This window comes from Streptomyces sp. SDT5-1 (assembly GCF_052245995.1).
Taxonomy (GTDB): domain Bacteria; phylum Actinomycetota; class Actinomycetes; order Streptomycetales; family Streptomycetaceae; genus Streptomyces.
In genome coordinates this window covers 3,894,858-3,918,935 of record NZ_CM125963.1, presented here as the reverse complement: position 1 = coordinate 3,918,935, position 24,078 = coordinate 3,894,858, and the positions used below count along the sequence as shown (strand labels likewise).

The 24,078-nt window shown below is 69.7% G+C and carries 23 protein-coding genes and 1 tRNA gene; 13 read left to right on the top strand and 11 right to left on the bottom strand.

Going from position 1 to position 24,078, the window contains the following annotated elements:
• The first annotated feature begins 42 nt into the window (after positions 1-42).
• On the top strand, positions 43-621 hold the full coding sequence (locus tag ACTWJ8_RS18115) for a GNAT family N-acetyltransferase (protein WP_443264521.1): 579 nt from the start codon (positions 43-45) through the stop codon (positions 619-621).
• Between the two features lie 155 nt (positions 622-776).
• Complete coding sequence (locus tag ACTWJ8_RS18110) at positions 777-1,859, top strand: GNAT family N-acetyltransferase (RefSeq protein WP_356384030.1); 1,083 nt, start codon at positions 777-779, stop codon at positions 1,857-1,859.
• A gap of 42 nt (positions 1,860-1,901) precedes the next feature.
• Here ACTWJ8_RS18110 and ACTWJ8_RS18105 read toward each other — a convergent pair whose 3' ends face one another.
• From ACTWJ8_RS18105 to ACTWJ8_RS18095, 3 genes are all read right to left on the bottom strand, one after another.
• Positions 1,902-2,210, bottom strand: coding sequence for a hypothetical protein (locus ACTWJ8_RS18105; protein ID WP_443264519.1), 309 nt, complete (start codon positions 2,208-2,210; stop codon positions 1,902-1,904).
• A 605-nt stretch (positions 2,211-2,815) separates the two neighbouring features.
• On the bottom strand, positions 2,816-3,250 hold the full coding sequence (locus ACTWJ8_RS18100; protein WP_443264518.1) for a hypothetical protein: 435 nt from the start codon (positions 3,248-3,250) through the stop codon (positions 2,816-2,818).
• Positions 3,251-3,518: 268 nt separating this feature from the next.
• Positions 3,519-4,025 carry a hypothetical protein gene (locus tag ACTWJ8_RS18095; RefSeq protein ID WP_443264516.1) on the bottom strand — a complete coding sequence of 169 codons (507 nt, stop codon included), beginning with the start codon at positions 4,023-4,025 and terminating at the stop codon, positions 3,519-3,521.
• A gap of 132 nt (positions 4,026-4,157) precedes the next feature.
• Here ACTWJ8_RS18095 and ACTWJ8_RS18090 point away from each other — a divergent pair, with 132 nt between their 5' ends.
• The 3 genes from ACTWJ8_RS18090 (at position 4,158) to ACTWJ8_RS18080 (ending at position 6,414) form a co-directional block, all read left to right on the top strand.
• Positions 4,158-5,492 (top strand): transcriptional regulator, encoded by a 1,335-nt coding sequence (locus tag ACTWJ8_RS18090; RefSeq protein WP_443264515.1) that lies wholly within the window; start codon positions 4,158-4,160, stop codon positions 5,490-5,492.
• A gap of 44 nt (positions 5,493-5,536) precedes the next feature.
• Positions 5,537-6,085, top strand: coding sequence for an NUDIX domain-containing protein (locus ACTWJ8_RS18085; RefSeq protein ID WP_443264513.1), 549 nt, complete (start codon positions 5,537-5,539; stop codon positions 6,083-6,085).
• An 83-nt stretch (positions 6,086-6,168) separates the two neighbouring features.
• Complete coding sequence (locus tag ACTWJ8_RS18080; protein WP_443264511.1) at positions 6,169-6,414, top strand: hypothetical protein; 246 nt, start codon at positions 6,169-6,171, stop codon at positions 6,412-6,414.
• 57 nt (positions 6,415-6,471) lie between these two features.
• Here ACTWJ8_RS18080 and ACTWJ8_RS18075 read toward each other — a convergent pair whose 3' ends face one another.
• The 4 genes from ACTWJ8_RS18075 to ACTWJ8_RS18060 form a co-directional block, all read right to left on the bottom strand.
• A complete protein-coding gene (locus ACTWJ8_RS18075; RefSeq protein ID WP_443264509.1) occupies positions 6,472-6,846 on the bottom strand; it encodes a hypothetical protein in 375 nt (124 codons plus the stop codon).
• Between the two features lie 319 nt (positions 6,847-7,165).
• Positions 7,166-7,654: a GIY-YIG nuclease family protein gene (locus tag ACTWJ8_RS18070; RefSeq protein WP_443264931.1), complete on the bottom strand. Its 489-nt coding sequence runs from the start codon at positions 7,652-7,654 to the stop codon at positions 7,166-7,168.
• A gap of 219 nt (positions 7,655-7,873) precedes the next feature.
• Entirely contained in the window at positions 7,874-8,866 is a 993-nt protein-coding gene (locus tag ACTWJ8_RS18065) for a hypothetical protein (RefSeq protein WP_443264508.1), read from the bottom strand.
• 1,004 nt (positions 8,867-9,870) lie between these two features.
• Positions 9,871-9,946 (bottom strand) — tRNA-Arg (locus ACTWJ8_RS18060).
• Between the two features lie 172 nt (positions 9,947-10,118).
• On the opposite strand from ACTWJ8_RS18060, the gene ACTWJ8_RS18055 reads away from it, so the two are divergent.
• Positions 10,119-10,928, top strand: a complete 810-nt coding sequence (locus ACTWJ8_RS18055; protein WP_356384042.1) for a mechanosensitive ion channel family protein — start codon at positions 10,119-10,121, stop codon at positions 10,926-10,928.
• 7 nt (positions 10,929-10,935) lie between these two features.
• On the opposite strand, the gene ACTWJ8_RS18050 is transcribed toward ACTWJ8_RS18055, so the two are convergent.
• Entirely contained in the window at positions 10,936-11,241 is a 306-nt protein-coding gene (locus tag ACTWJ8_RS18050; protein WP_356384045.1) for a DUF6401 family natural product biosynthesis protein, read from the bottom strand.
• Positions 11,242-11,369: 128 nt separating this feature from the next.
• On the opposite strand from ACTWJ8_RS18050, the gene ACTWJ8_RS18045 reads away from it, so the two are divergent.
• From ACTWJ8_RS18045 to ACTWJ8_RS18030, 4 genes are all read left to right on the top strand, one after another.
• On the top strand, positions 11,370-13,100 hold the full coding sequence (locus ACTWJ8_RS18045) for a PucR family transcriptional regulator (protein ID WP_356384048.1): 1,731 nt from the start codon (positions 11,370-11,372) through the stop codon (positions 13,098-13,100).
• 273 nt (positions 13,101-13,373) lie between these two features.
• On the top strand, positions 13,374-14,723 hold the full coding sequence (locus ACTWJ8_RS18040) for a diaminopimelate decarboxylase (protein WP_443264506.1): 1,350 nt from the start codon (positions 13,374-13,376) through the stop codon (positions 14,721-14,723).
• Positions 14,724-14,950: 227 nt separating this feature from the next.
• Positions 14,951-16,402: an amino acid permease gene (locus ACTWJ8_RS18035; protein ID WP_356384054.1), complete on the top strand. Its 1,452-nt coding sequence runs from the start codon at positions 14,951-14,953 to the stop codon at positions 16,400-16,402.
• Positions 16,403-16,514: 112 nt separating this feature from the next.
• Complete coding sequence (locus tag ACTWJ8_RS18030; RefSeq protein WP_356384057.1) at positions 16,515-18,200, top strand: class I adenylate-forming enzyme family protein; 1,686 nt, start codon at positions 16,515-16,517, stop codon at positions 18,198-18,200.
• 21 nt (positions 18,201-18,221) lie between these two features.
• On the opposite strand, the gene ACTWJ8_RS18025 is transcribed toward ACTWJ8_RS18030, so the two are convergent.
• On the bottom strand, positions 18,222-19,502 hold the full coding sequence (locus ACTWJ8_RS18025; protein ID WP_443264504.1) for a M6 family metalloprotease domain-containing protein: 1,281 nt from the start codon (positions 19,500-19,502) through the stop codon (positions 18,222-18,224).
• 252 nt (positions 19,503-19,754) lie between these two features.
• Between ACTWJ8_RS18025 and ACTWJ8_RS18020 the strand changes: the two genes are divergently transcribed.
• A complete protein-coding gene (locus ACTWJ8_RS18020) occupies positions 19,755-20,414 on the top strand; it encodes a TetR/AcrR family transcriptional regulator (protein ID WP_443264502.1) in 660 nt (219 codons plus the stop codon).
• 127 nt (positions 20,415-20,541) lie between these two features.
• Positions 20,542-22,050, top strand: coding sequence for an MFS transporter (locus ACTWJ8_RS18015; RefSeq protein WP_443264501.1), 1,509 nt, complete (start codon positions 20,542-20,544; stop codon positions 22,048-22,050).
• 12 nt (positions 22,051-22,062) lie between these two features.
• On the opposite strand, the gene ACTWJ8_RS18010 is transcribed toward ACTWJ8_RS18015, so the two are convergent.
• Positions 22,063-22,596 carry a MarR family winged helix-turn-helix transcriptional regulator gene (locus ACTWJ8_RS18010; protein WP_443264499.1) on the bottom strand — a complete coding sequence of 178 codons (534 nt, stop codon included), beginning with the start codon at positions 22,594-22,596 and terminating at the stop codon, positions 22,063-22,065.
• 90 nt (positions 22,597-22,686) lie between these two features.
• Here ACTWJ8_RS18010 and ACTWJ8_RS18005 point away from each other — a divergent pair, with 90 nt between their 5' ends.
• A complete protein-coding gene (locus ACTWJ8_RS18005; protein ID WP_443264929.1) occupies positions 22,687-23,448 on the top strand; it encodes a dioxygenase family protein in 762 nt (253 codons plus the stop codon).
• An 18-nt stretch (positions 23,449-23,466) separates the two neighbouring features.
• Here the strand turns inward: ACTWJ8_RS18005 and ACTWJ8_RS18000 are convergent, their stop codons facing one another.
• The gene (locus ACTWJ8_RS18000) at positions 23,467-23,985 is read right to left on the bottom strand and encodes a GNAT family N-acetyltransferase (protein ID WP_356384071.1); all 519 of its coding nucleotides are present in this window, start codon (positions 23,983-23,985) and stop codon (positions 23,467-23,469) included.
• Positions 23,986-24,078: the final 93 nt, after the last annotated feature.

Here is a 24,078-nt window from a genome sequence, read left to right as displayed (position 1 = left end):
ATCCGGGTGCGCGGGCGGCGGGGCCCGGCCATGATGCGGATCATGCCGTTCGAGATAGAACCCGTGATCCCGCCGGGCACCCTGTCGTCCGCACCCCAGCCCACCCTCCGCTCGACGGACGGAGAACTCGCCCTCCGCCCCCTCGAGTTGGCGGACGCGACGACGGTCCGCACCGCGTTCAGCGACCCCGACATCCGCTACTGGCACGCGCGCACCATGCGCACCGACGAGGAGGCGCGGGCCTGGGTGGCGGCGGCGCGGGAGAACTGGCGGCGCGAGACGTCCGGCCAGTGGCTCGTGACGCGGACCGCCGACGGCGCGCCGCTCGGCCGGATCGCGCTGAAGGACATCAACGGCCTCGACGGCTGCGGGGAGATCGCCTACTGGGTGCTGCCGGAGGCCCGCGGCGCCGGCGTCGCCCCGCGGGCCGTCGCCGCGCTCACCGACTGGGCCGCCGACACCGGCTTCCACCGCCTCGACCTGCTGCACTCCACCCGCAACGAGGCCTCCTGCCGGGTGGCGGTCAAGTCCGGCTACCCGCTGGAGGGCACCCGGCGCAGCTCGGCGCTGCACACCGACGGCTGGCACGACATGCACGTCCACGTGAGGATCAACTCGTAGGTCCCGAAGCACTCTTGACAGCGTGCGTACTGTTTCGCGACCTTTGAGCCCCATGGGGGAAGAGGGGGGCCCATGAGCGCCATGCTCACGTATCGACGCACGTATCCGGGTACCGGTGGTCCGCGCGCCCGCGGCGAGGGGCGGTCGAACCGACGGTGAACATCACGACGTACAGAGCCGACGAGCTCAGCGCGTCCCTGCGGTCGGCCTGGCACGAGACGATGGAGCACGCGCCGGACTACCAGAATCCGTTCCTGTCACCGGAGTTCGCGGCGGGCGTCGCCCGTTTCAAGGGCCGTGCGCACGTCGCGGTCCTCCGCGAGGGCGGTGAACCCGTCGGCTTCCTCCCGTACGAGAAGGGCCCCGCGGGAATCGGCCGCGCCATCGGCATGGGCCTCTCCGACTGCCAGGCGCTCGTCCATCGGCCGGGCGTCACCTGGGACACCCGCCAACTCCTGCGCGCCTGCGGCCTGTCGGTCTTCGAGTTCGACCACCTCGTGGAGGAGCAGAAGCCCTTCAGCCGCTACGTCACCGGGACCTTCGCCTCCCCGGTCCTCGACCTCAAGGACGGCGGCCACGAGTCGTACGCGGAGTGGCTGCGGGCGACGTACCCCGGCCAGGCCAAGACGACGCTCAAGAAGGAACGCCGCCTGACCCGCAACGTCGGGGAGATGCGCTTCGTCTACGACGAGCGGGACCCGGCGGTGCTGCGCCGGCTGATGCGCTGGAAGTCGGCCCAGTACCGCCGCACCGGCCGCATGGACCGTTTCGCACGCCCGTGGATCGTGCAGCTGGTCGACCACCTCTACCAGGTCCGCGAGGACCACTTCACCGGCGTCCTCTCGGTCGTCTACGCGGGCGACCGCCCGGTCGCGGCCCACTTCGGCCCCACGTCCCGGACGGTCTTCGCGGCGTGGTTCACCGCGTACGACCCCGAGTTCTCCTACTACTCGCCCGGCCTCCTCATGCACCTGCGCATGGTCGAGGCGGCGGGGCGCCAGGGCATCCGCCTGATGGACTGGGGCCGCGGCGAGAAGGAGTACAAGGACTGGCTCAAGACCCGCGAACTCCGCGTCGCCGAGGGCTTCGCGACCCGCCCCCACCCCGCCGCCACCGCCCACCGCCTCTGGCGCCGCCCCGTCCGCGGCCTCCGCAACACGGTCCTGGCACATCCGGAGCTGCGGGAGAGGGCGGATCGGGTGTTGCGGGGGGTGGGGGCGCTGCGACAGAGGTCGTGAGCGGGCGCCGGGGCCGCCGGCGGCGGCCCCGGCGCTACCGATTCAGCCCCCTACGACCTCGTAGGACATCTCATAGTGCGCATCGTCGCGCGTGAACTCCAGGACGCCGGAACCGCTGCGGATCGTGTGCACACCCAGGACGTCGTCGGCATCGGCGTCGTCGATCTCCACGAGCTTGACGACGGCCTCCTGCTTGAAGTCCACCTTGGTGTCCATGAAGCGCGTCTGACCGTCGTCGAACGCGGCCCCGTTGGTGGGCCGGCCGTTCACGTAGATCACGATCCTGTCGTCGATCGTCCAGTCCTCCTGCTCGACACACTTGAGCGTCTTGATGTGCAGCGTCTTGCTCATGAGGTCACCCGTTTCCGTCGCAGTCCCGGCCGCTCGTCTCCTCGGCCTCTTGAGCACCCCACTGTGCGAGTCCGCGCTAAACAGCGAATAAACGGGGCGGGGGGTTCCGGGGCGACGGTGGGGTGTTGACCGACGGACTGTGGCGGGGGATGACGGCCTGGCTGTCATCCCCCGCCACGCCTGGCCCCCGTTACCGCTTCCGCGCCCCGAACCGCCGATATGCGAGCACGCCAAGCCCGACGACGGTGGTAACCGCCACGAGCACGGAAAAGACCTCGCCCAGCCCCGACACTGCGAACATGTGCCCCCCCCTGTCGACCGGCTCCGGGGTCTACGGATGTGCAGCCCCGTGGCGCCGTGGGACGACGGTGACAGACCATGTGGCTTCGCGGTACGTGCAGCGGAAAGCCTTGAGCAACTTCTGAGGCTATGTGCTCGGCCGGTTCGCGTGTGGTGCGGCGCGCTTGCCCGCCGACGGTTCCTTCAGCGCTTCCCGGGGGTCACGAAGCCGCGAACGGGTTTCGGGGCCGGGTCCCGTGACTCCGGCTGCTGCGAGCGCTTCCATGCGGCGACGAGAGCCGCGTACCGGGGGTCGATCCATTCGTTCATGTGGCACCTCCGTCGTCAGAGTAGGGGTGGTTGCGGGTAGGGCATGGGCCGGATCGTGCACTCCGGGGCGGGTCGTGGTGCGTGGGGTCGTAGCCGGGGTAGTGGTGCACGAAGCCGCCGAGTCGTGCGCACATGTCCGCGTACGGAGCGCTGTGCAGGAGCAGCGCGTGCCACCCCTCGTCGACGATGCGGGACGGCGCGAGCCCGGATCCCGGGTTCTTCGCGCACGCGGCGACGAACTTGATCGCTTCCTCGACGATGCGACCGGCCATGTCGGCGAGCATGCCTGGGTTGGCGTCCAGGACGGTACTGCGGCAGCTCATGAACGTCGGGTCGGAGACGAGCAGGCGAGCCATCACGGGGACAGGCCCGGTGTGGGGCGGTTGCGGCGTCGGGCCCGGGTCGGGGCCCGGGTTTCGCGGGGTGGTCACACTGGCCTCCATGTCGTTGGACGGTCGGCCCGGCCGGGCCGAGGCTCTCGTTCGGGGTCGCCGGTATCGGGTAAGCGACTTGGGGCTGCACGCTCGGGCGCGCACAGCGGGCACGCGTAGACCTCTGCGTCGAGGACGTGCGCCCCGACGCGACCGCGCGCGATTCCCGCGCTGACGGCACCGTGCAGGAGCCGGGCGCCGCACCAGCAGCAGGCGCGGCCCGCGTACTGCTCGACGGACAGATCACGTACGGGCGGTGGTGGCACGGTCATGCGGCAGACAGCCGCATCCTGCCGGTTGTCACGAGTTCGGAGACCGCGCCAACCGCGCACAGGTCACCGGCTCCACGAGGCGCCACGGCCCAGTAGGTGCCAGGGGGACGGCGCCTGCCGATGTGCGGGACCCCGAGATAGCTGTCCCGGCCGAGCAGCACCGCGCCCGAGTTTTCGGTCCAGCCACGGGATGCCGTGCACGGCACGAGTGCGTAGAACAACCTGCCGCCGTGGTCATGGATGACGGGACCGTCCAAGAGCGAGGCCAGGGCGGCGGAGGTGCGAGGGAGATCGGCGTCGGCGCTCACGGCAGCATGCACAACCTGAGCGGGGATGCGTGCGGCCGCGAAGCGCCGACCCGTGGGCAGAAGCGCGACCGCACGAGCGTGCCACTCGGTGTGGGCGGTGGCAGGGTCGGCACACGCGCGGGCGAGCCAGTCGAGGATCCGTCTGCCGGCGTCCGACTCGGTCGGCGGAACTGACGACGAGGTGAGGCGTTCCATGCTCGTATCGTTCGCCCTGGCCGGGAGCCGCGGGAGTGTGCGCAACTGCCGTGCCGCATTGGAGACTTCACACACTGTGCGAACCGGATCTCCCTACGCTTGCCCCACTGAGTGATCCGGGGGACACACACCATGGAACCCAACACCCTGCTCGACGCGCTGCTCGACGAGTCGGGCATGTCCCGCAAGGGCCTGGCCGCGCGCGTCAATCAGGCCGGGGCGGCCAAGGGACTGCGTATGAAGTACGACCACAGCTCCGTCATCCGATGGCTGCGGGGCCAACACCCACGGGGACGTGTGCCCGACCTGATCGCCGACGTCCTCGGCGCGCACATCGGCCGACGTCTGACGCTGGACGACATCGGCATGGGGAAGGCGTCCGCGCTGCCCGCCGGCACACCGCTCGGCGGGTTCATCGGCAGGGCCACCGCTCTCTGGCGCGGTGACCACCAACAACGGGAGGACCTGCAACAGGCGCCGGTGATAACCGGGCTCCCCGCGGTCGGCCCGGTGTGGGAGTGGGAGAACCCGCCGGACGACATCGATGTGTCCAGCCGCGGCACCATTCGCGTCGGGCCTCCCGACGTCGAGCAACTGCGGACCGCCCGTAACCATTACGAGCAGATGTACCGCAAGGCTGGCGGCGTGGCGACGCGTGGCCGCGTACTGCGATTCCTGGTCCACGACACCGCACCCCTCATGCGGGGCACGTACACCGACAGCACCGGACGTGAACTGCATCGAGCGGTGGGCGGGCTGGTCGCCGTCGCCGGGATCTGTGCCTACGACTCGAACGCGCAGGGGCTCGCCCAGCGTTACTACCACCAGGCGTTGCGCCTCGCGAAGGCGTCGGGAGACCGCGCGTTCGGCGGGTACGTGGTCGCGCTCCTCGTGAATCACGCGCTCTATCTCGGCGAGTACCGGCAGGCAGTGGCCTTCGCCGAAGCCGGGCTCAGGACGGCCGGGCACGCGATCTCTCCGGCGCTCGCCTGCGATCTGCACGCGATGCAGGCGAAGGCGTTCGCCCGTATGGGAGATCACGTGGGCGCGCATCGGGCGATGAAGCAGGCGGAGACGGCTGCCGGGCTCATTCGGCCCGAGGAGGAGCCCGCCGAGACCGGGTATGTGCAGCCGGGTCTGTTGGAGACGGCCCTCGCCGACACCCTCATGCGCCTCGGCGACACGGGACCGGCGCACAGGTACGCGGAGTCGGCGGTCAACATTCAGGCTCACGCCCGCGGCCGGGTCCATCGACTGGCCACCCTTGCCGACTGCCAGCTACGGACCGGTGAGGTGGACCGGGCGGCCGGAACGGCGAGCCGGATGCTCGACACCGTGCAAGGCATGGAATCGCACCGGTTGTACGACCGGCTCGCCGGCGTCAGGCGAAGCCTCGCGGCGACGCGCAGCCACACGGTCGGCGATGTCGTCGGCCGCCTGGACGACACCCTCCGCATCCCGCTGTAGACCCTGTGGTCGGATGGGAGGCGTACCCGACGAGAGGCGGCAGCGTGTCAGTGTGGCGGAACCTCGGCGAGCGGACCGTGTACGAGAATCGGTGGGTGCAGGTGAACATGGCCGACGTCGAACTCCCCGACGGCCGGCACCTCGACCACACCGTGATCCGCCTCCGCCCCGTCGCCGTCGCAACGGTGGTCAATGAGGCCAACGAGGTGCTGCTCCTGTGGCGTCACCGCTTCATCACCGACGCGTGGGGATACGAGCTGCCGTCCGGCGGAACCGGGGAGGGTGAGGATCCGGCGGCAGCGGCAGCGCGCGAGTTCGAGGAGGAGACGGGGTGGCGCCCCGGCCCCATGCGGCTGCTCCTGGCGGTCGACCCGATGCCGGGCATCTCGACGTCGCACCACCGCGTGTACTGGTCCGACTCCGCCGAGCAGGTACGTGAAATCCCCCTGGACGACTTCGAATCGTCACGCCGCGAATGGGTGCCACTGAAGAAGATCCCGGACCTCGTCGCCCGAGGTGACATCCGCTCGGCCAACGCGGTCGCCGCGCTTCTCTTGCTGCACGGGCAGCGCATTGGCGGCGTGGCCTCGTGACGAGCGAAGGCGAGCCGGCCTCCCAGGAGCGAATCAGAGCGGGGATCGTGGCGTATTTTCGATCTCTCGATGAGACGGCCACCGTGAGGCACCATTTCCGCTTCGCGGACGAAGACGGCGGCCTGTGGTACTTCGAGGCCGTGCCCGACGACGGCGAGCTGATCGCCGTCAAGCAAGCCGAACTCACCCCGAACGGCCATCTCTTCCGGTACAGCTGGGACCACCTGGAGGACGACCACGGCTTCCTGACGGACCAGTCTCTCCACCCCGAAGAGGACGGCCTGGAACCCATCCCGGCCGAGGAGTTCCGGCAGACGTGGATCTCCTGAACCGGGGGCAGGCAGGCGAGCGCTGATCAGCGAACCCGCGTGCGGCGAGGCAAACGGTCACCGACCACCGGGTGACGAATCGGCCCGGAACTCATCCAGCAGGTCGAAGAACAGCTCGAGCGCCGGCCTGTCGGCATCCTTTGCCGCCCGCTCGATCTCGGCCGCCCAGCCCAGCGGACTCCCATGCGCCATGCCGAGCCGCGGCCACAGCCAGGAGGAGAAGGGCCCCAGCTGCCGGAAGACGAAGTCTTCCTCGGCTCCGTGAATCTCCAAGGCGACCCCATAGCCAAACAGCATGCATTCCAGCTCCAGCAACGAACCGCGACGAACCCACATGCCCGGACGCAGCCGCACTTCGTCCAACAGCCCATACACATCGACCAGCTGAGCCAGCTGCCTGGGCCGTCTCCCGCCCTTCCCCACCTCGGTCATGCCTGCACACTAGCGACGCCGAGAGCACGATGGCGTCTGGCACGAAACCGGACCGGTCCAGCCCCGGCTGCCCTTGTGCGTGTTTGCATTCCACCGGGCAGCGATCAAGCAAAGGACCAGTTCGAGAGGATCATTCCTCTGAGCCAGCCTTGAGCGCTGGCAGGAGTCGAAACTGCGATATCGCTTTAGGAGTTCGATCTCCCCGCGGAGCGGCGTGCTCAAATGGAGCTCGGTGGTGGCTCGCCGCTCCGGCTGAGGCCTCTTCGGTGCGCCATCGTTCGCCGCCGTTGATGTCAGCTGGAGATGTCAACCTGCCGACCTACGCGCTGATGGGTAACTCCCGTGCCCGCTGGCGGGCTTCGGCCCTCAGGTCCTTGAGGCGGCCGTGGAACGCGTTGTGGCGGTTCTGGTCCAGGTTCAGCGGAAGGTCAAGTTCAGAGATGAGCTTCGACTCCAGTACCCACGGCTCGCCATGCTCGATCCAGCACACTCGCGCGTTCTCTGCCATCCACAGACTGAGGGTGGTTTCCCCGGCCTTGCCGAAGGTCATGCGCTTGCCGCTGCCCACACGGCGAAGTTCAAGCCCGAGCAGGCAGCCGAGTGTGAGCCGCAGCGTCGATCCGGCCGCATTGCCCCGGTAGTGGTATCGCACTCGCTTCCGCAGGTTCTGCGAGCTGGTCTTGTTCGCCATGTATCGCGGGGCTATGCCGACGTAGAGCAGACGGCCAGCGTCCAGGTCATGGTGGGGTGTCTGCTTGAAGTGCCACCCGTAGACCCCCGCTACGGCTGGTTTGGGGCTCGGGCGCATCAAGATCTGCTGCGCCGACCACAATCGGTCGGGACTGGTGAGAGCAGTAGCTTCCACGAAGCCTCCAAGTGCACCACGGCTGACTGCCGCAGGCTACTGGCTGATGGCAGGTGTGTCCGACCTCCCGGGTGCGCTTATGATGCGCCGAGGAGCGGAGCTGGCAGCGCCTGGGCGCCCTTCGCCCCCGATCGCGGAGCATGCTGTGTCGGACGGGCTCAGCTAAAGACTGACCCTGAAGTCCTCGATTTTTTGTCGGATTACCTCTGCCGGATCCACGCCCATTCTTTTATTCGTGAGCATTTGCCGCACATCCGAATCTGTGAGAATGACGATCATCTTGTCATGCAGAATCCACTGCTCACGTAAGACATAGTTTAGCTGTTCGCTCGGCTCGACGCGCGTGAAAATCATGGCAAATAGGCCGAGTCCGTTTTTCTGCAGATAATTTGCTATCTGCAGAACTTCCTCCTTTTTTATTGATCCGGAATAGTTTTTCGCGTCGATCACCACATAGTCCGCCTGGTAGCGGGTTCGCAGATCCCCCCACAGGCCTTCTAGTGCGTAATTCGGTAGGATCAGATCGCGCCTATTGGTTTTGCTGAAGTTTCCTCGTTCCCACAGGGGTGCCGAAAGGGGTGGAGAGAACAGGGCTGCAGAAATTTCCCGGCATAGATTTTGGTAATCCGCCCATTTTGGGCCGGGAGGAATTTCGGCGAGTCTCGCTAGCAAGGATTCGATCTCATCCTGATCTTTCAGCAGCTGCTCCGCCGCCCGTTCGTCACCCGGGCTGTGCGGCTCTTCGGATTCTTCACCCAAGACTTGTGCGGCCTTGCTGCTCAAGCCCGCCAAGTCCGCCTGACGGGAAACCCATGGCCCGTCCCAGACGGTGATGCCCGCCTCGTGCAAAGCCGACGCCGTGGAAGTGGACACGACATCCGGTATGGCGAGGATCAAGTTCGTCGTCCAGCCTTGCTCGATATAAGATTCATCAAAAAAATGAAGCTGCTGAATTATTTCTCTTACTCGGCGGTCTGTCTGAGGGCCAGGTATCTTGCATTCGACAATGTGCAGAACATTGGAACTTGAGAATTCGATATCAGGGCCTGTGGCCCGCGGAAGAGGGGTTTCCTCCATGTGGCCAAGTTCTAGGTTCTCGATTATCTGGCGAACCAGGGATTCGAACTCGAACGCGCGTTCTGCTGACCAATTCATGGAAGCCTCCGGTTAGTTGTCCGGGAAAGTATGGCTGGCTCCACTCGGCCAAGTGCACCGAACGGCGACATTGAGCACACCGAACCTTGGCTTCCGTCCCGTAGGCCACTGCCCGAACGACTTTGCCCCGTGGGGCGCGTCTGCTCGGCTTTGCCTGGGTCGACGGTGGACGGGATGGGAGCACTCGCAACCACCCACGGATCCGCACCCGGCAGCGTTTCCCCCGGCTCCCGGTGCCGGCCGATCCCCCGCCGGAGGCATCGTCTTTGAAGACGAGCTGAGAAGTGCGGTAGCCCGCTTCACAGCCCCGCCCCAACCACATCGGCGCGCGTCGGCGTAGCGCCCGTAGCGCGGGCCGAAGGCGTGAGCGCGAAGGGCAGCGGAGCCGGGAGCGCGCCCGGCGGAGCGGAGCGCAGCCGGTCTTGATGAAGTAGGGAAAGTTCTATCGCGCTGGCGTCAGCCGCTTGCCGTCATGGCTTGGACGTGCGGGCCCGACCCGTCGAGGGCACCCAGGAGCCGGAGCGAGTAGACCTCGGACAGGTACTCGCTGACCTCGTCGGGCGTCAAGCCACTCCAAGGCTGTGGACTCGTCCGATGTGCGTTCCTCGCCGCCTGCGGGTTTGTAGCGGAAGATCGAGGCGGCGACGTCTTGGTTCGTCGCGGAAGCTGCGCCGCTGGACTATGGAAGAGGCTCTCGACTTCTACCCATCCCCCTTGGAGGGGCCCTCCCTGCGCAGCCTTCGGCCCTCGCAGTCCGAATCGGCCGGCATCGGCGTCACCCGCTGTACGACGTCCGACCCGCAGCGGGATGGGGATCCTCGGGACCCGCCAGATCAGCATCACCATGGCGTGTACGCGCACGTCACCCAGGACACCCAACGTGAGGTGATGAGTCACATGGATCGGCTGCTCAGGGCCCGTCGCGGTGGTCAGTGACCGTCCGCGTTGATGTCGGCTGTAGATGTCAAAGGCCCCGGACCGAGATCGGTCCGGGGCCTTTTGGCTGGTGCCCCCGGCAGGATTCGAACCTGCGACACCCGCTTTAGGAGAGCGGTGCTCTATCCCCTGAGCTACGAAGGCGCGAGAACAGCGTAGCGGATCGGGGTGCGGGGTGGGTCACGCCAATGGGGGACGTGGGGCGGCCGGGAGGCGGCGGGGCTGTTAAGCCGGAGGGACACAGGAAAACGAGGGGGGACACGTCTCGTCGGGCGCGGCCTTGCGGCGTCCGGCCCCACTGGGTGGAGGTCCACTCATGATCCAGAATCTCAGTTCTCCGGGCGGCACCGTTCCGCTCGCCGTCAACTTCACTCAAGGGCTCAACGACGCGTGGTCGAAGGTCGCCCAGTTCGTGCCGAAGCTGCTGGGCTTCATCGTCGTCATGGTCATCGGCTGGTTCATCGCCAAGATGATCACCAAGCTGCTCGACCGGGGCCTGCGCAAGATCGGGTCGGAGAAGCTCGCCGAGCGGGCCGGTTCGGCGAAGATGCTCGAAGGGTCGAAGTACGACACCACGGCGATCATCTGCAAGGTCGTCTACGTCGCCCTGATGCTGATCGTGCTCCAGCTCGGCTTCGGCGTCTTCGGGCCGAACCCGGTCTCCGACATGATCAACGGCATCGTCGCCTGGCTGCCGCGCGGCATCGTCGCGGTCGTCCTGATCGTGGTCGCCATGGCCGTCGCCAACGTGGTGCGTGACATCGTCACCAATGCGCTGTCGTCGGTCTCGTACGGGAAGACCGTCGGCACCATCGTGTGGGCCTGCATTGTCGTGCTGGGTGCCATTGCGGCGCTCGGGCAGGCCGGTATCGCCACCACCGTCACGCAGCCCGTGCTGATCGCCGCGCTCGCCGCGGCCGCGGGCATCCTCATCGTCGGTGTCGGCGGCGGGCTCATCGGGCCGATGAAGCAGCGCTGGGAGCGCTGGCTGAACATGGCCGAGGAGGAGACCGCCAAGGCGAAGGGCAGCGTCGGCAGCACCCGTGCCGGTGCCTACCAGGCCGGGCGCGAGGACGCGCTCAGCAATCAGCCCGTTCAGGAGCGGGAGAGGTTCGACAACCAGTAGCAGTCAGCTACACCAGGTCGAGCAGGTCGTGCCGCTTCACCAGCCAGCTGATGGCGGTGAGGCGGCACACCGCGTAGTCGTGTCCCACGGGCTCGAGCCAGCCGGTCTCGGTGAGCGCGTCGAGGAAGCCCAGCGCGTAGTCGCCGAGGGCCTCGGCGTCGGGCGCCGGCGGGTGCAGCGACGGCGAACCGGCCGCCAGGCGATCACGGACCTCCGCGACGTGCTGGTCGACCGCGGCCAGGAAGGCGGGCTCGAAGGCGAATTCGGCGAAGCGCGGCCCGTACGCCTCGCTGACCACGGCTAGAGGGGACATTTCTCCAACGTATGGGCGTGCGCGGGCTCTTCGGGCCGTCCGGTGGGTGCCGTTGCTCACAAGTGGGCTGTTTGCGGTGACTTGTTCGTCACAGTGGCGCCGGTTGTGCGATCGGTGAGACTGGGGGCATGGAGCAGTCGGAGAGGCCCGCGGCGGGCGGCGGACCCACGTTGGCGCAGGTCGTCGGGGTCGTGGGGCAGGACGTCGTACAGGTCGTACGGGCGCCCTGCGGGACGGATGTCGCCGTGGGCGGGGTCGGGGTCTTCGACGCGGGGGAGAGCCTTCAGGAACGGGGGCGGGTGCTCATCGCGGTGGGGGTCGATACGTCCGATCCCGCGGCGGCGGAGGTGTTGCGGGCCGCCGACCGGGCCGGGGCCGCGGCGCTCGTGGTGCGGCGGGGCGCGGAGGGTGTGTCGCCGTTGCTGGACGAGGTGGCCGGGGGCGTGTCGACGGCGCTGCTCGCGCGGGCGCCGTGGGTGGACTGGGGGGAGCTCATCGGGTTGTTGCGGGCGGCGCTCGCGGCGGGCGGGGCGCGGGGGCCCGAGCCGGGTGTCGATGTGGCGCTCGGGGATCTGCCGGCCCTGGCGACGGCGCTGGCCGCGCTCGTCGGGGGAGCGATCACCATCGAGGACCCCGAGTCGAACGTGCTGGCGTACTCGCCGACCGCCGACACCGCCGACCCGTTGCGGCGCCTGACGATTCTCGGGCGGCGGGTGCCGAGGTGGCGGGTGGCCGAGCTGGCGGAGAGCGGGTTCCTCGACGCGCTGTGGGCGGGGGACGTGGTGCTGCGGCCCGCGGACGGGCGGTTTCCCGAGCGGTTGGCTGTCGCCGTACGGGCCGGGGAGGAGGTTCTCGGGTCGCTGTGGGCGGCGGCGGACGGGGAGCCGTTGCCGGAGGGGGCGCGGGACGCGTTGCGGCAGGCCGCGGCGATCGCGGTGCCGCATCTGTTGCATCACCGGTTGCGGTCGCGGTCGGTCGAGGGGCGGCGGCGGCACGCGGTGCGGGCGTTGTTCGAGGAGCGGGTGCCGGATGTGGGCGCCGTGGGGGCCGCGCTCGGGGTCGATCCGGGGGAGCCGTGCGTGGTGCTGTCCGCCGTGGTCGTGGGGGGTGCGGGGCCGGAGGTGCGGGAGCGGGCGTTGCGGGCGGCGGGGTTGCGGGTTGCTGCGCATGGCGTCCCGGCGTTCGCCTACCGGCCGGGACCGGGTGGGGTTTCGGTCGGACGTCCTCCGGTCGCGGGGCTCCGCCCCGGGCCCCGCGCCTCAAACGCCGGCGGGGCTGAATTCGCCTCAAGCGCCGGCGGGGCTGGATTTGCCGGCGCGGCTGACATCGGTGAGCGGTTCGACGTGCTCGTTGGGGAAGCGCGCGCGGACGGTGCCCAGCGGCTCGGGCGGGATCTCGTCGCCGTGGTGCGCGGGGCCGGGGCGCGGGCCCTGGTGGGCGTGGGGCCCGTCGTCGGTGGGCTGAAGGACGCGGCGGAGTCGCGGGCCGGGGCCGTAGAGGTGCTGCGGGTGTTGTGCGGGCGCGGGGAGCCGGAGGTGGCGGGCGCCGATGACGTGCGGTTCGCGTTGGACGCGCAGCGGGTCGTGGATGCCGTCGGGGCGCAGGTCGGGGACGCCGTGGCGGCGCTGCTCGCGCACGACGAGCGGCACGGGACGGATCTGCCGCGCACCGTGGCCGCGCACCTGGCGTTCTTCGGGGACGCCGGGGCCACCGCCCGGTACCTGGGCATCCACGCGAATACGTTGCGGTACCGGCTGCGCAGGGCCGGTGAGGTGGGCGGGATCGATCTGGGGGACCCGGATGTGCGGCTCGTCGTGGAGCTGGGGCTGCGGCAGGCCGGGTTGATTCCGTTGCCGTGAGTCGCGGCGGTGGGTGAATCGCCATGAGACCGGACCACGCATGGTGCCCCCGCACCACGACCAGCCACCCACCGTCGTGGTGACGCACCATGGCGGAAGCGGCGCGCGCCGCACGTTGTGGCGGGCCACAACACCCCCGCCGCATACTTCGTGCCGCCGCACGCAGACACGTCCCCCCGCCGCGCTGCACAGTGACCAGTGACCAAGCCCCCACAGCACCACGTACAGCACCGCGTACAGCACCACCACGTACAGAAGGCAGGACACCCCCTGATGCCGCAGCCCCCCGCCTCCGCCGACCGCCGCGACGCCGCTCTGCGGGCCGCCGTCGAGCAGGGGCTCGTCGGTCCCGACGCGCCCGTCCTCGGGCTGCTCGACGTGGCCGGGGTGAAGGAGGCGGCGCGGGCGCTCAAGGAAGCGTTCGCCGGAACGGGCGCGGAGGTGCAGCACACCTTCGCCGTGAAGGCCGCCTCGCTCGTCCCCGTGCTCGCGCTCCTGAACGAGGAGGGCATCGGCGCCGAGGTCGCGAGCCCCGGTGAGCTGGCCCTGGCGCGGGCGGCGGGCGTGCCGGCCGAGCGGATCGTGTTCGACTCGCCCGCCAAGACGGTCGGGGAGTTGCGGGACGCGCTCGCCGCCGGCGTCGCCGTGAACGCCGACAATCCGCAGGAGCTGGCGCGGATCGACGCGCTGGTGGCGGCGAACCCCAGCGCCTCGCCCGTGGGGCTGCGGGTGAACCCGCAGGTCGGCAGCGGTTCGATCGGGGCCATGAGCACCGCGACCGCCACCTCCAAGTTCGGCGTCGCGCTGCGCGACGAGGGCGCGGAGGAGTGGGTGGTCGGCGCGTACCGGGCGCGGCCGTGGATGACGCGGCTGCACACCCACACCGGTTCGCAGGGCGTCGCGCTTGAGCTGATGGCCGAGGGCGTACGGGTCGCGTACGAGCTGGCCGAGAAGATCAACGCGCAGGTCGGGCGGCAGCAGATCGACACCCTCGACATCGGCGGCGGTCTGCCGGTCAACTTCGCGTCGGACGAGATCACGCCCGGATTCGACGCGTACGCGCGGATTCTGCGGGAGACCGTCCCCGGGCTCTTCGACGGGCGGTACACGCTCGTCACCGAGTTCGGGCGCTCGCTCCTCGCCAAGCAGGGGTTCATCGCCGCGCACGTCGAGTACACCAAGACGTCCGGCGGGCGGCGGATCGCCGTGACGCACGCGGGCGCGCAGGTGGCGACCCGTACCGTCTTCGTGCCCGAGTCCTGGCCGCTGCGGGTCGGGGCGTACGACGCCGAGGGCAGGCCGCGGACGAGCGCGCCGCTGGTCCAGGACGTGGCCGGGCCGTGCTGCTTCGCGGGGGATCTCGTGGCGCGCGGCCGTGAGCTGCCGGAGCTGGCGCCCGGCGATCTCGTCGCGCTGTACGACACGGGCGCGTACTACTTCTCGACGCACTTCCACTACAACAGCCTGCCTCGGCCCGCTGTGTACGGATATGTCCGTGCCGAGAACGGGACGGAAGCGGGCAAGGTGACCTTCGCCCCGATCCGGAGCGCGCAGTCGCTCGACGAGGTGCTCGCCGAGTCCGGTGCCGGGCACCCGGGTTCGCTGCTCGGGCTCGTGGATTAGTTGCCCCCGCGAACGGTTTAAGGTGGCGTGTCGTCGCGTGGTCCACCCGCGGCACACTCCACCGGGATCCGTTCCGATCTCGTAGTTCGCCGAATCCGGCGGACCAGTCCTGTCCAACAGGTACGCCGAACACGCCTGCCCGCGTTCGCATCTGCGCTTCCGCGCTTCGGTGCCCGCGTACGCGTGCGTGGGTTCGGCATGCCGTTTTGCACGAACGTCGGAGAACCATGGAGCGCACAGCACAAGCCGAACGCAGTGTGACCACGGGCGGCGAGGCCGAGGCCGGAGCCATCCGTGAGGGGGGTTACGCGGCCGGACTGCGCAATCGTCAGGTCCAGATGATCGCGATCGGCGGCGCCATCGGCACCGGCCTCTTCCTCGGTGCGGGGGAGCGGCTGCACACCGCGGGCCCGTCGCTCGTGGTCATCTTCGCGATCACCGGCCTGTTCGCCTTCTTCATCACGCGCGCCATGGGCGAGCTGGTGATGCACCGGCCCTCCTCGGGCTCGTTCGTCTCGTACTCGCGCGAGTTCCTCGGCGAGAAGGCCGCGTACACGGCGGGCTGGGTCTACTTCCTGCACTGGGTGTGCAGCGGCATCGCGGAGATCACCGCGGTGGCGATGTATCTGCACTACTGGGCGATGTTCCGCGACATACCCCAGTGGACGCTCGCGCTCGTGGCGCTGCTCGTGGTGCTCGGCGCCAACCTGATCTCGGTGCGCTGGTTCGGCGAGTTCGAGTTCTGGTTCTCGATCATCAAGGTCGCCGCGATCCTCGGCTTCCTCGGCATCGGCTGCTGGCTGCTCGCGAGCCGCCACCCCGTCGACGGCCACAGCACGGGACCGCAGCTGATCACCGACCACGGCGGCATGCTGCCGAACGGCCTGCTGCCCGCCATCGTCCTCATCCAGGGCGTCGTCTTCGCGTACGCCGCGATCGAGATGGTCGGCATCGCGTCCGGCGAGACCGAGAACCCGCGCAAGGTCATCCCGCGCGCCATCAACTCGGTGTCCTGGCGCATCGTGCTGTTCTACGTCGGGTCGGTGCTGCTGCTCGTCCTGCTGCTGCCCTGGAGCGCGTACAAGGCCGGTGAGTCGCCGTTCGTGACGCTGCTCGGGAAGCTGGGCGTGCCCGGCATCAGCGGCATCATGAACTTCGTGATCCTCACGGCGGCGCTGTCCAGCTGCAACTCGGGGCTCTACTCGACCGGTCGCGTGCTGCGCTCCATGGGCCTGGCCGGTTCGGCGCCGGCGTTCACGACGAAGATGAGCAGGAAGGGCGTGCCGTACGGCGGCGTGCTGCTGACCGCGACCTGCTACATCGCGGGCATCATCCTCAACTACATCGTGCCCGAGCGGGCGTTCGCGATCGTCATCAACTTCTCCGCGATCACCATGATCGGCACCTGGGTCATGATCATGATCTGCCAGATGGTGCTGCGCAGGAAGGCGCTGCGCGGCGAGCTGGAGCGCCCCTCGTTCCGGCTGCCGGGCGCGCCGTTCACGAGCTGGCTGACGATCGTGTTCCTGGTCGCGGTCGTGGTGCTCATGGTCGTCGGCGGCGGCGACTCGGCGATCTCCGTGTACTGCTCGCCGCTGATCGTGGTCGGGCTCGTCATCGGCTGGTACGCGACGCGCAAGCGGGTGGCCGAGCACGCGAAGGCGCGGTCGGAGAGCTGAAGAAGGAGGCGCGGTCGGAGAGCTGAAGGAGGAGGCGCGGTCGCGGGTGCGGGGCCGTTGGCTGGTGCACGTACCTTGACGCGGGCCGGGACGGCGGACGTACCGTCCCGGCATGGACGCTGATGCCGTGGATTCCGTGGAAGCGCTGCTGACCGCTCCGGGCGCCCCCTTCGCCGTCGTACGCGGCGAGGACGGGCGCCTTTCCTATGCCGACGGGCCCCGTACGTTGCGCGAGTTCTGCGAGACGACGTGGGCGTTCGGCGACACCCCCTTCGTCGTCTCCGAGCACGGGCGGATGACGTACGGGGAGTTCTTCGCCGCGGCCTGCGCGCTGGCCCGGCGCTTCACCGACGTCCACGGGCTGCGGCCCGGCGACCGCGCGGTGATCGCGATGCGTAACCACCCCGAGTGGCAGGTCGCCTTCTGGGCGGCGCAGCTCGCCGGGCTCGTGGCGGTGCCGCTCAACGCGTGGTGGACCGCAGACGAGTTCGCGTACGCGCTCGACGACTGCGGGCCGGGGGTGCTCGTCGTCGACGGGGAGCGCTACGAGCGGGTGCGGCCGTGGCTCGACGCGGCGAGCCCGCGACCCTGGACCGTGGTCTGCCACGAGGAGGGCCGGGAGACGGCGGGCGACGAGCGGGTCGAACGGTACGAGGACCTGCCGACGCCCGACCCGCAACTCGGTCCGCCCGACGTGGACGTGGCGCCCGAGGCCGACGCCACCATCCTCTACACCTCCGGGACGACGGGGCGGCCCAAGGGTGCCGTGGCCACGCACCACGCCCACATGGGGGCGATCACCGGGCCGCGGTACGCCGCCGCGCGGTCGGCGCTCGTACGGGGTGTCGTGCCGGGGGAGGGGCCCGCGCCGATCGGGCTGCTGACGTTCCCGTTCTTCCACGTCGCGGCGTTCACCGGGTTCTACGCCGCGATGGGGGTCGGCGGGACCATCGTGGTGCTGCGCAAATGGGATCCGGACGTGGCGCTCGCAATGATCCGCGAACACGGGGTCACCAGCTTCGGCGGGGTACCGGCTACGGCCCTCCAACTCCTCGAACGGGCACGGGAACTGGGCGACGAACTGCCCTCCCTCACGGGGTTCAGCACGGGCGGCGCGGCGGCCCCTCCGGGGATCGTCGCGCGGCTCACCGAGCGGTACGGGGAGCGGATCGAGCCGCGGAACGGGTACGGGCTCACCGAGACGCTCGGCGGGGTGCTGTCCAACGCGGGGGCGGACTACCGGAGTTGGCCCGGGAGCGTGGGGCGGCCCGCGCCCGCCGTGGAGGTGCGGGTCGTCGATCCGCTGGGGGAGGCGCTGCCCGACGGGGAGGTGGGCGAACTGTGCCTGCGCGGGCAGCCGTTGATCCGGGGGTACTGGAACGCGCCCGAGGCCACGAAGGCGGCGTTCACGGAGGACGGGTGGTTCCGCACGGGGGACCTGGCGGTGCTCGCGGACGGGCGGGTCAGTGTCGTCGACCGGATCAAGGATCTGGTGATACGGGGCGGGGAGAACGTGCACTGCGTCGAGGTCGAGGCGACGCTGCACGACCATCCGGACGTACTGGAGGCGGCGGTCGTCGGGGTTCCGCATCCGGTGCTCGGGGAGGAGGTGGCGGCGGTCGTCCGCGTCCGGGCCGGCTCCGCGACCACGCCGGACGACATCCGCGCGTTCGCGTCCAAGTCCCTGGCGGCGTTCAAGGTTCCGGCGCATGTGGTGCTGCGGGAGACGGAGTTGCCGCGCAATGCGACGGGGAAGGTGTTGAAGCGGGTACTGAGGGAGGGGTTCGCGTCCACGTGAGGGCAGGCTCCCCCCACCCCCCTACCCCCTCGTCACATACACCTGATACTCACCCGTCGACGTGATGCCGCCCACCCGGACGCGGATGCCGGAGGACTTGGAGTGGAAGGTTTCGCCGGGCTGGTACGTGGCGTCGGAGAGTTCCGCGTGGACGTTGGGCTGTCGGGTGCAGCCGCCGCTGTCGGGGGTGGCGTCCTCGACCTTGACGGGGCCCTGGCCCGTGTCCACGTCCGCGTCGACCTTGTAGATCAGGACGCCGGAGCGGCAGACGGATTCGTCGTTGCCCTCCTGGGTGCGGACCTCGATCGCGTAGCCCGTCCGCCGGCTGAGCGGGACGAAGACGAGTTTGGAGCGGCCGTCGTCGCGGGCCAGCGGCGACAGGCGGTACTCGGTCGTGCCGGCCTGCGCGGCGCAGCCGACCTGGTCGTCTTCGAGCCAGCCGAGCTTCCACTTGTGCCAGCCCAGCAGGTCGTTCCCGACCCCCCAGTCCTCGCTCATGATGTCCCAGTGCCCGACGGCCGCCCCGCCCTCCTGGGTGTAGAGGTCGGGAAGGCCGAAGATGTGCCCGTTCTCGTGCGGCAGCACCCGGTATCCCGTCTTGGCGTACGAGCCGGATCCGTCGTCCTGCCGCGAGTACACGAACGACGCGTTGGCGAGCGGCACCCCGTCGGCGACCGGCGCCTCGTGGTTCCCCGCGAACGTCACGGACAGCACGGTGTCGAGCGCCGAGGGGCCCGCGTTCGGGGTGACCAGGATGTTCACCAGGTCGTAGTCGGAGAAGTCCACGTCCGGGTCGGCCGCGGCCACGATGTCGTCGGCGAGCTCCCGGTACCCGGGGTCGTAGGGGGCGCCGCGGTCTATCCCGTACGAGGTGAAGGGCTTCGGCATCCGCAGCCAGTGGTCGACGGGGGCGGCGGGGACGTAGTCGAGCTTTCCGTAGGAGCCGGTGCGGAACCAGTTCCGGGTCTGCGGGAAGAACTCGTCGAACCGGTCCATGGCCGAGCCCTCGCCGGGCGCGTCGGGGAAGTCGACCATGAGGTTGAGGGCTCGTACGGTGCCGGTGGAGTGGGCGTAGCCGGGGGCGGTGGGCAGCCCCTCCGACATCTGGACGCCGAACGAGCCGCGGATCATGCAGGGGGCGAGGGACGTCGCGCGGGAGACGGCGACGGGCCCGGCCGCGGTCGTCGAGTCGTCGAGGAGCCGGCCGGTGCTCGCGGTCATCGTCACGGTGAGCGCCACGGCGGTGCTCACGGCGAGCAGTGCCCCGCGCCGACGGCCCTCGCGTATCCGACGCACTCGCATCCGCACCGCCTCACGCTCGGGTCCCTTTCGCTCACCCTGTGTCGGGGTGTGCCGGGCCGCTCGCTGGGTGCGCCGATCGTGGGTTTCCGAGGTCGGAAGCGTGTGAGGCAGGTCACATGAGGGCCGGGAAATAACCGGGGAGCGACTCCCCGTTTAGAACCGTGTCCGCACGAACCGGGGAGCGACTCCCCGCTTCACCCCGATTCGGCACCGCAGACCACCGAATACCGCAGACCTCCGAAGGAGACCGCCGTGACCACCGCGACCGAGAAGCCGCAGCGCCGCGTCCCGCGCCCGCGGGCCGACGCCGTGCGCAACCGGGAGCGGATCGTCGCCGCCGCGCGCGAGCTGCTCGTGGAGCACGGTCCGGTCCTCCCGCTCGACGAGGTCGCCCGCCGCGCGGGCGTCGGCAACGCGACGCTGTACCGGAACTTCAAGGACCGCGGCGAGCTGATGCACCACGTGGTCATCACGGTCACCGACCAGATCACCGAGCACGCGGAGCGGGGGCTCGCCGCCGAGGACGCCGACGAGGCCACCGCGTTCGACGCGCTGCGGACGTTCGTGCACGCCGCGGCCGACGAGCGGATCGGCGCCCTGTGCCCGATGCTCAACGCCACCTTCGACAAGGACCATCCGGACCTGGTCGCCGCCCGCGACCGGCTCACCGACTCCGTCGAGCAGCTCATCGAACGGGCCCGTACGGCCGGTGAACTGCGCTCCGACGTCGGCGTCGGGGACCTGATGGTCGCCCTCTCCCAGCTCACCCGGCCGCTGCCCGGCACCGGGTGTCTCGACTTCGACCGCTACGTCCACCGCCATCTTCAGCTGTTCCTCGACGGCCTGATGGCACCCGCCCGCTCGGAACTCCCGGGCGAGGCAGCGACCTTGGAGGACCTCCGCCAGGACTGACGTCCGGCCGCGCTGTCCTCCCGCAGTACCGCAGAACCGCATCGACGCGGCACCGCATCACCCAGCTTCGTCACCAACCGATTTCTCACGCTTATTCACGACTTGGAGTCCCGCTGTGGGTACCCCCTTGCCGGAAACGGCACCCGATTCGCGGCGCTGGAAGGCCCTCGCCTTCATCGCGCTCGCCCAGCTGATGGTGGTCCTCGACGCCACCATCGTGAACATCGCCCTGCCCGCCGCACAGCAGGACCTCGGCATATCCGACGGCAACAAGCAGTGGGTCATCACGGCCTACGCGCTCGCCTTCGGCGGCCTGCTGCTCTTCGGCGGACGCATCGCGGACCTGTGGGGCCGCAAGCGCACCTTCGTGACCGGCCTGATCGGCTTCGCCCTCGCCTCCGCGCTCGGCGGCGCCGCGGCCAACGAGGCCATGATGTTCGGCGCCCGCGCCCTTCAGGGTCTGTTCGGCGCACTGCTCGCGCCGGCCGCCCTGTCCCTGCTCGCCGTCATGTTCACCGACGCCAAGGAGCGCGCCAAGGCGTTCGGCATCTACGGTGCGATCGCCGGTGGCGGCGGCGCCGTGGGCCTGATCCTCGGCGGCTTCCTCACCGAGTACCTGAACTGGCGCTGGACGTTCTTCGTGAACATCCCGTTCGCGATCATCGCCGCCGCGGGCGCGTACTTCGTGATCCGTGAGCCGGCCGGCGGCCGCAACCGCTCGCCGCTCGACATCCCCGGCGTGCTGCTCTCGACGCTCGGCCTGGTCTCGCTCGTCTACGGCTTCACGCGCGCCGAGACCAACGGCTGGTCCGACGCGACCACCATCGGCATGTTCGTCGCCGCGGCCGTGCTGCTGCTCGCCTTCGTCGCCGTCGAGGCCCGCGTGAAGCACCCGCTGCTGCCGCTGCGCGTCGTCGCCGACCGCAACCGCGGCGGTGTCTACGCCTCGCTCGGCCTCGCCGTCATCGCGATGTTCGGCCTGTTCCTCTTCCTGACCTACTACCTCCAGGTCGTGAAGGGCTTCTCGCCGGTCAAGACGGGCTTCGCGTTCCTGCCGATGATCGCGGGCATGATCACGGGCTCCACGCAGATCGGTGCCCGCCTGATGACCCGCGTACGGCCGCGGCTGCTGATGGGCCCGGGCTTCCTGCTCGCCGCGCTCGGCATGCTGCTGCTGACCCAGCTGTCGGTGGACTCGTCGTACCCGGCGCTGATCCTCCCGGCCCAGCTGCTGCTCGGCCTCGGCATGGGTACGGCGTTCATGCCCGCCATGTCGCTCGCCACGATCGGCGTGGAGGCCCGCGACGCGGGTGTCGCCTCCGCGATGGTCAACACCTCGCAGCAGGTCGGCGGCGCCATCGGCACGGCCCTGCTGAACACGATCGCGGCCTCGGCCACCACCGCGTACATCGCGGACCACGCGGCGGGCGCCACCAACCAGCGGCTGCTCCAGGCGCAGGCCATGGTGGACGGCTACACGCACGCCATCTGGTGGGCCGTCGGCATCCTGGTCGTCGCGTCCCTGATCGCCTTCACGCTCGTCAACACCCGCGCCCCGGGCACGGGTTCGGCGGCGGCATCCGGCGACACGGAGGGCGCGCAGGACGAGGTCCTGGTGCCGGTGGTCGCGCACTGACCGCCCGGGTCATCACCTGAGCCAGGGGAGGTCCGCCCCGGCCTCCTTCGGCTGAAGTCCCTCGGCGACGATCATCATGATCTCGCCGAGGGACTTCTGCTGTTCGGGGCTGAGCCGGTCGAACAGGGCCTGGCGGACGGTCTCCACGTGTCCCGGCGCGGTCCGCTCCAGGACGCCGAGGCCCTCGTCCGTGAGGATCGCGAACTGGCCGCGCTTGTCGGAAGGGCAGTCCTCGCGCCGCACCCACCCGCTCTTCTCCAGACGGGCGATCGCGTGCGAGAGTCGGGAGCGGGTGATCTTCGTTTCGCGCGCCAGCTCGGTCATCCGCAGCCGGCGCCGGGGCGCCTCGCTCAGCCTGACCAGGAGCCCGAAGTACATGTGCGGCATCTTGGCGTCGCGCTGGAGTTGCCGGTCGAGGTGGTCCTCGAGGAGCGTGGTGGCATGGAGGTACGCGCGCCAGGTGCGCTGCTCGTCCTCGCTGAGCCAGGTGGTCTCCGCGCCGCCGCCGTGCTGGTCCGTCCGCTCCGTCTGCTCCATATGTCCCATCGTAGACCTCCTCCTTGAATATTAAACAAAGAAGGCTTACTTTTGGGGTACCCCAGAACTTGAAACTTCAAGGAGGACGTCGTGAACCGCATGCCCGCGCTCTACCTCTCCCACGGCGCCCCGCCGCTCGCCGACGACGCCCTGTGGCCGGGCCAGCTCGCCGCCTGGTCCGCCGACCTGCCGCGCCCCCGCGCGATCCTGATGATCTCCGCGCACTGGGAGAATGCGCCGCTGGCCCTCGGCGCCACCGAGACCGTGCCGCTCGTCTACGACTTCTGGGGCTTCCCCGAGTACTACTACGAGGTGACCTACGCCGCGCCGGGCGCCCCCGAACTGGCCGACTCCGTGCGCAAGTTGCTGCGCGCGCCCGGCATCCCGGTGCAGGACGTGCCGGACCGCGGGCTCGACCACGGCGCGTACGTGCCGCTCGTCGAGATGTACCCGGACGCTGACATCCCCGTCCTCCAGGTCTCCATGCCCACACTCGACCCGGCCCGGCTCATGGACATCGGCCGCAGGCTCGCCCCGCTGCGCGACGAGGGCGTGCTGATCGTCGGCTCCGGGTTCTTCACCCACAACCTCGCCGCGCTGCGCCAGGGCGGCATCCCGGCCTGGTCGTCCGAGTTCGACGACTGGGGGCACCGGGCGCTCGACGCCGGTGACGTGGACGGGCTGCTCGACTTCACGCACAAGTCCCCCGCGGGCGCGCTCGCGCATCCGCGCACCGAGCACTTCGCCCCGCTGTTCGTCACGATGGGCGCGGCGGACGCCTTCGGCGAGCTGGGGGAGCAGCGGAGCGTGATCGACGGCTTCTGGATGGGGCTCGCGAAGCGTTCGGTGCAGTTCGGCTGAGCCGGCCGCGCGTCGGCCTCACAGCTCCTTCTCGTACCAGGCCACGTCCCAGTACCGGTCGAACTTGCGGCCCACCTCGCGGTACGTGCCCACGTGCCGGAAGCCGAAGCGGGCGTGGAGGCGGGCCGAGGCCTCGTTCGGCTGCGCGATGCCCGCGTACGCGCGGTGCACGTCCTGGCCGGCGAGGGCCTCGAAGAGCGCCTTGTAGAGGAGCGTGCCCACGCCGCGCCCGCCCGCGTCCGGTGCCAGGTACACCGTGACCTCCACCGAGGTCGCGTACGCGGCCTTCGGGCGGAACGGGCTCGCCGTCGCGTAGCCGATGATCCGACCCGAGGGCGCCTGCGTCGCAACCAGGAGCGGGTGCCGTTCGTCTTCAAGGTGGGAGAGCAGCCAAGGACGTCGCTCTTCGGGAGTGAAGACGGCCGTGTCGAACGTGATGGGCGTCTCACGCACATAGTGGTTGTAGAGGTCCGTGAGGGCTCTGAGGTCACCCTCCACTCCCGGCCTGACCTGCACCTCTGTGGACCCGGACGCCATCTGGTCCCCCTCCTTCGCGCGGTGTGGCGCGACAGGGTACTGCATGATCAGAAAAAAGATGGGCGGCTTGGGAATTCTGTCCGGATTCCAGTC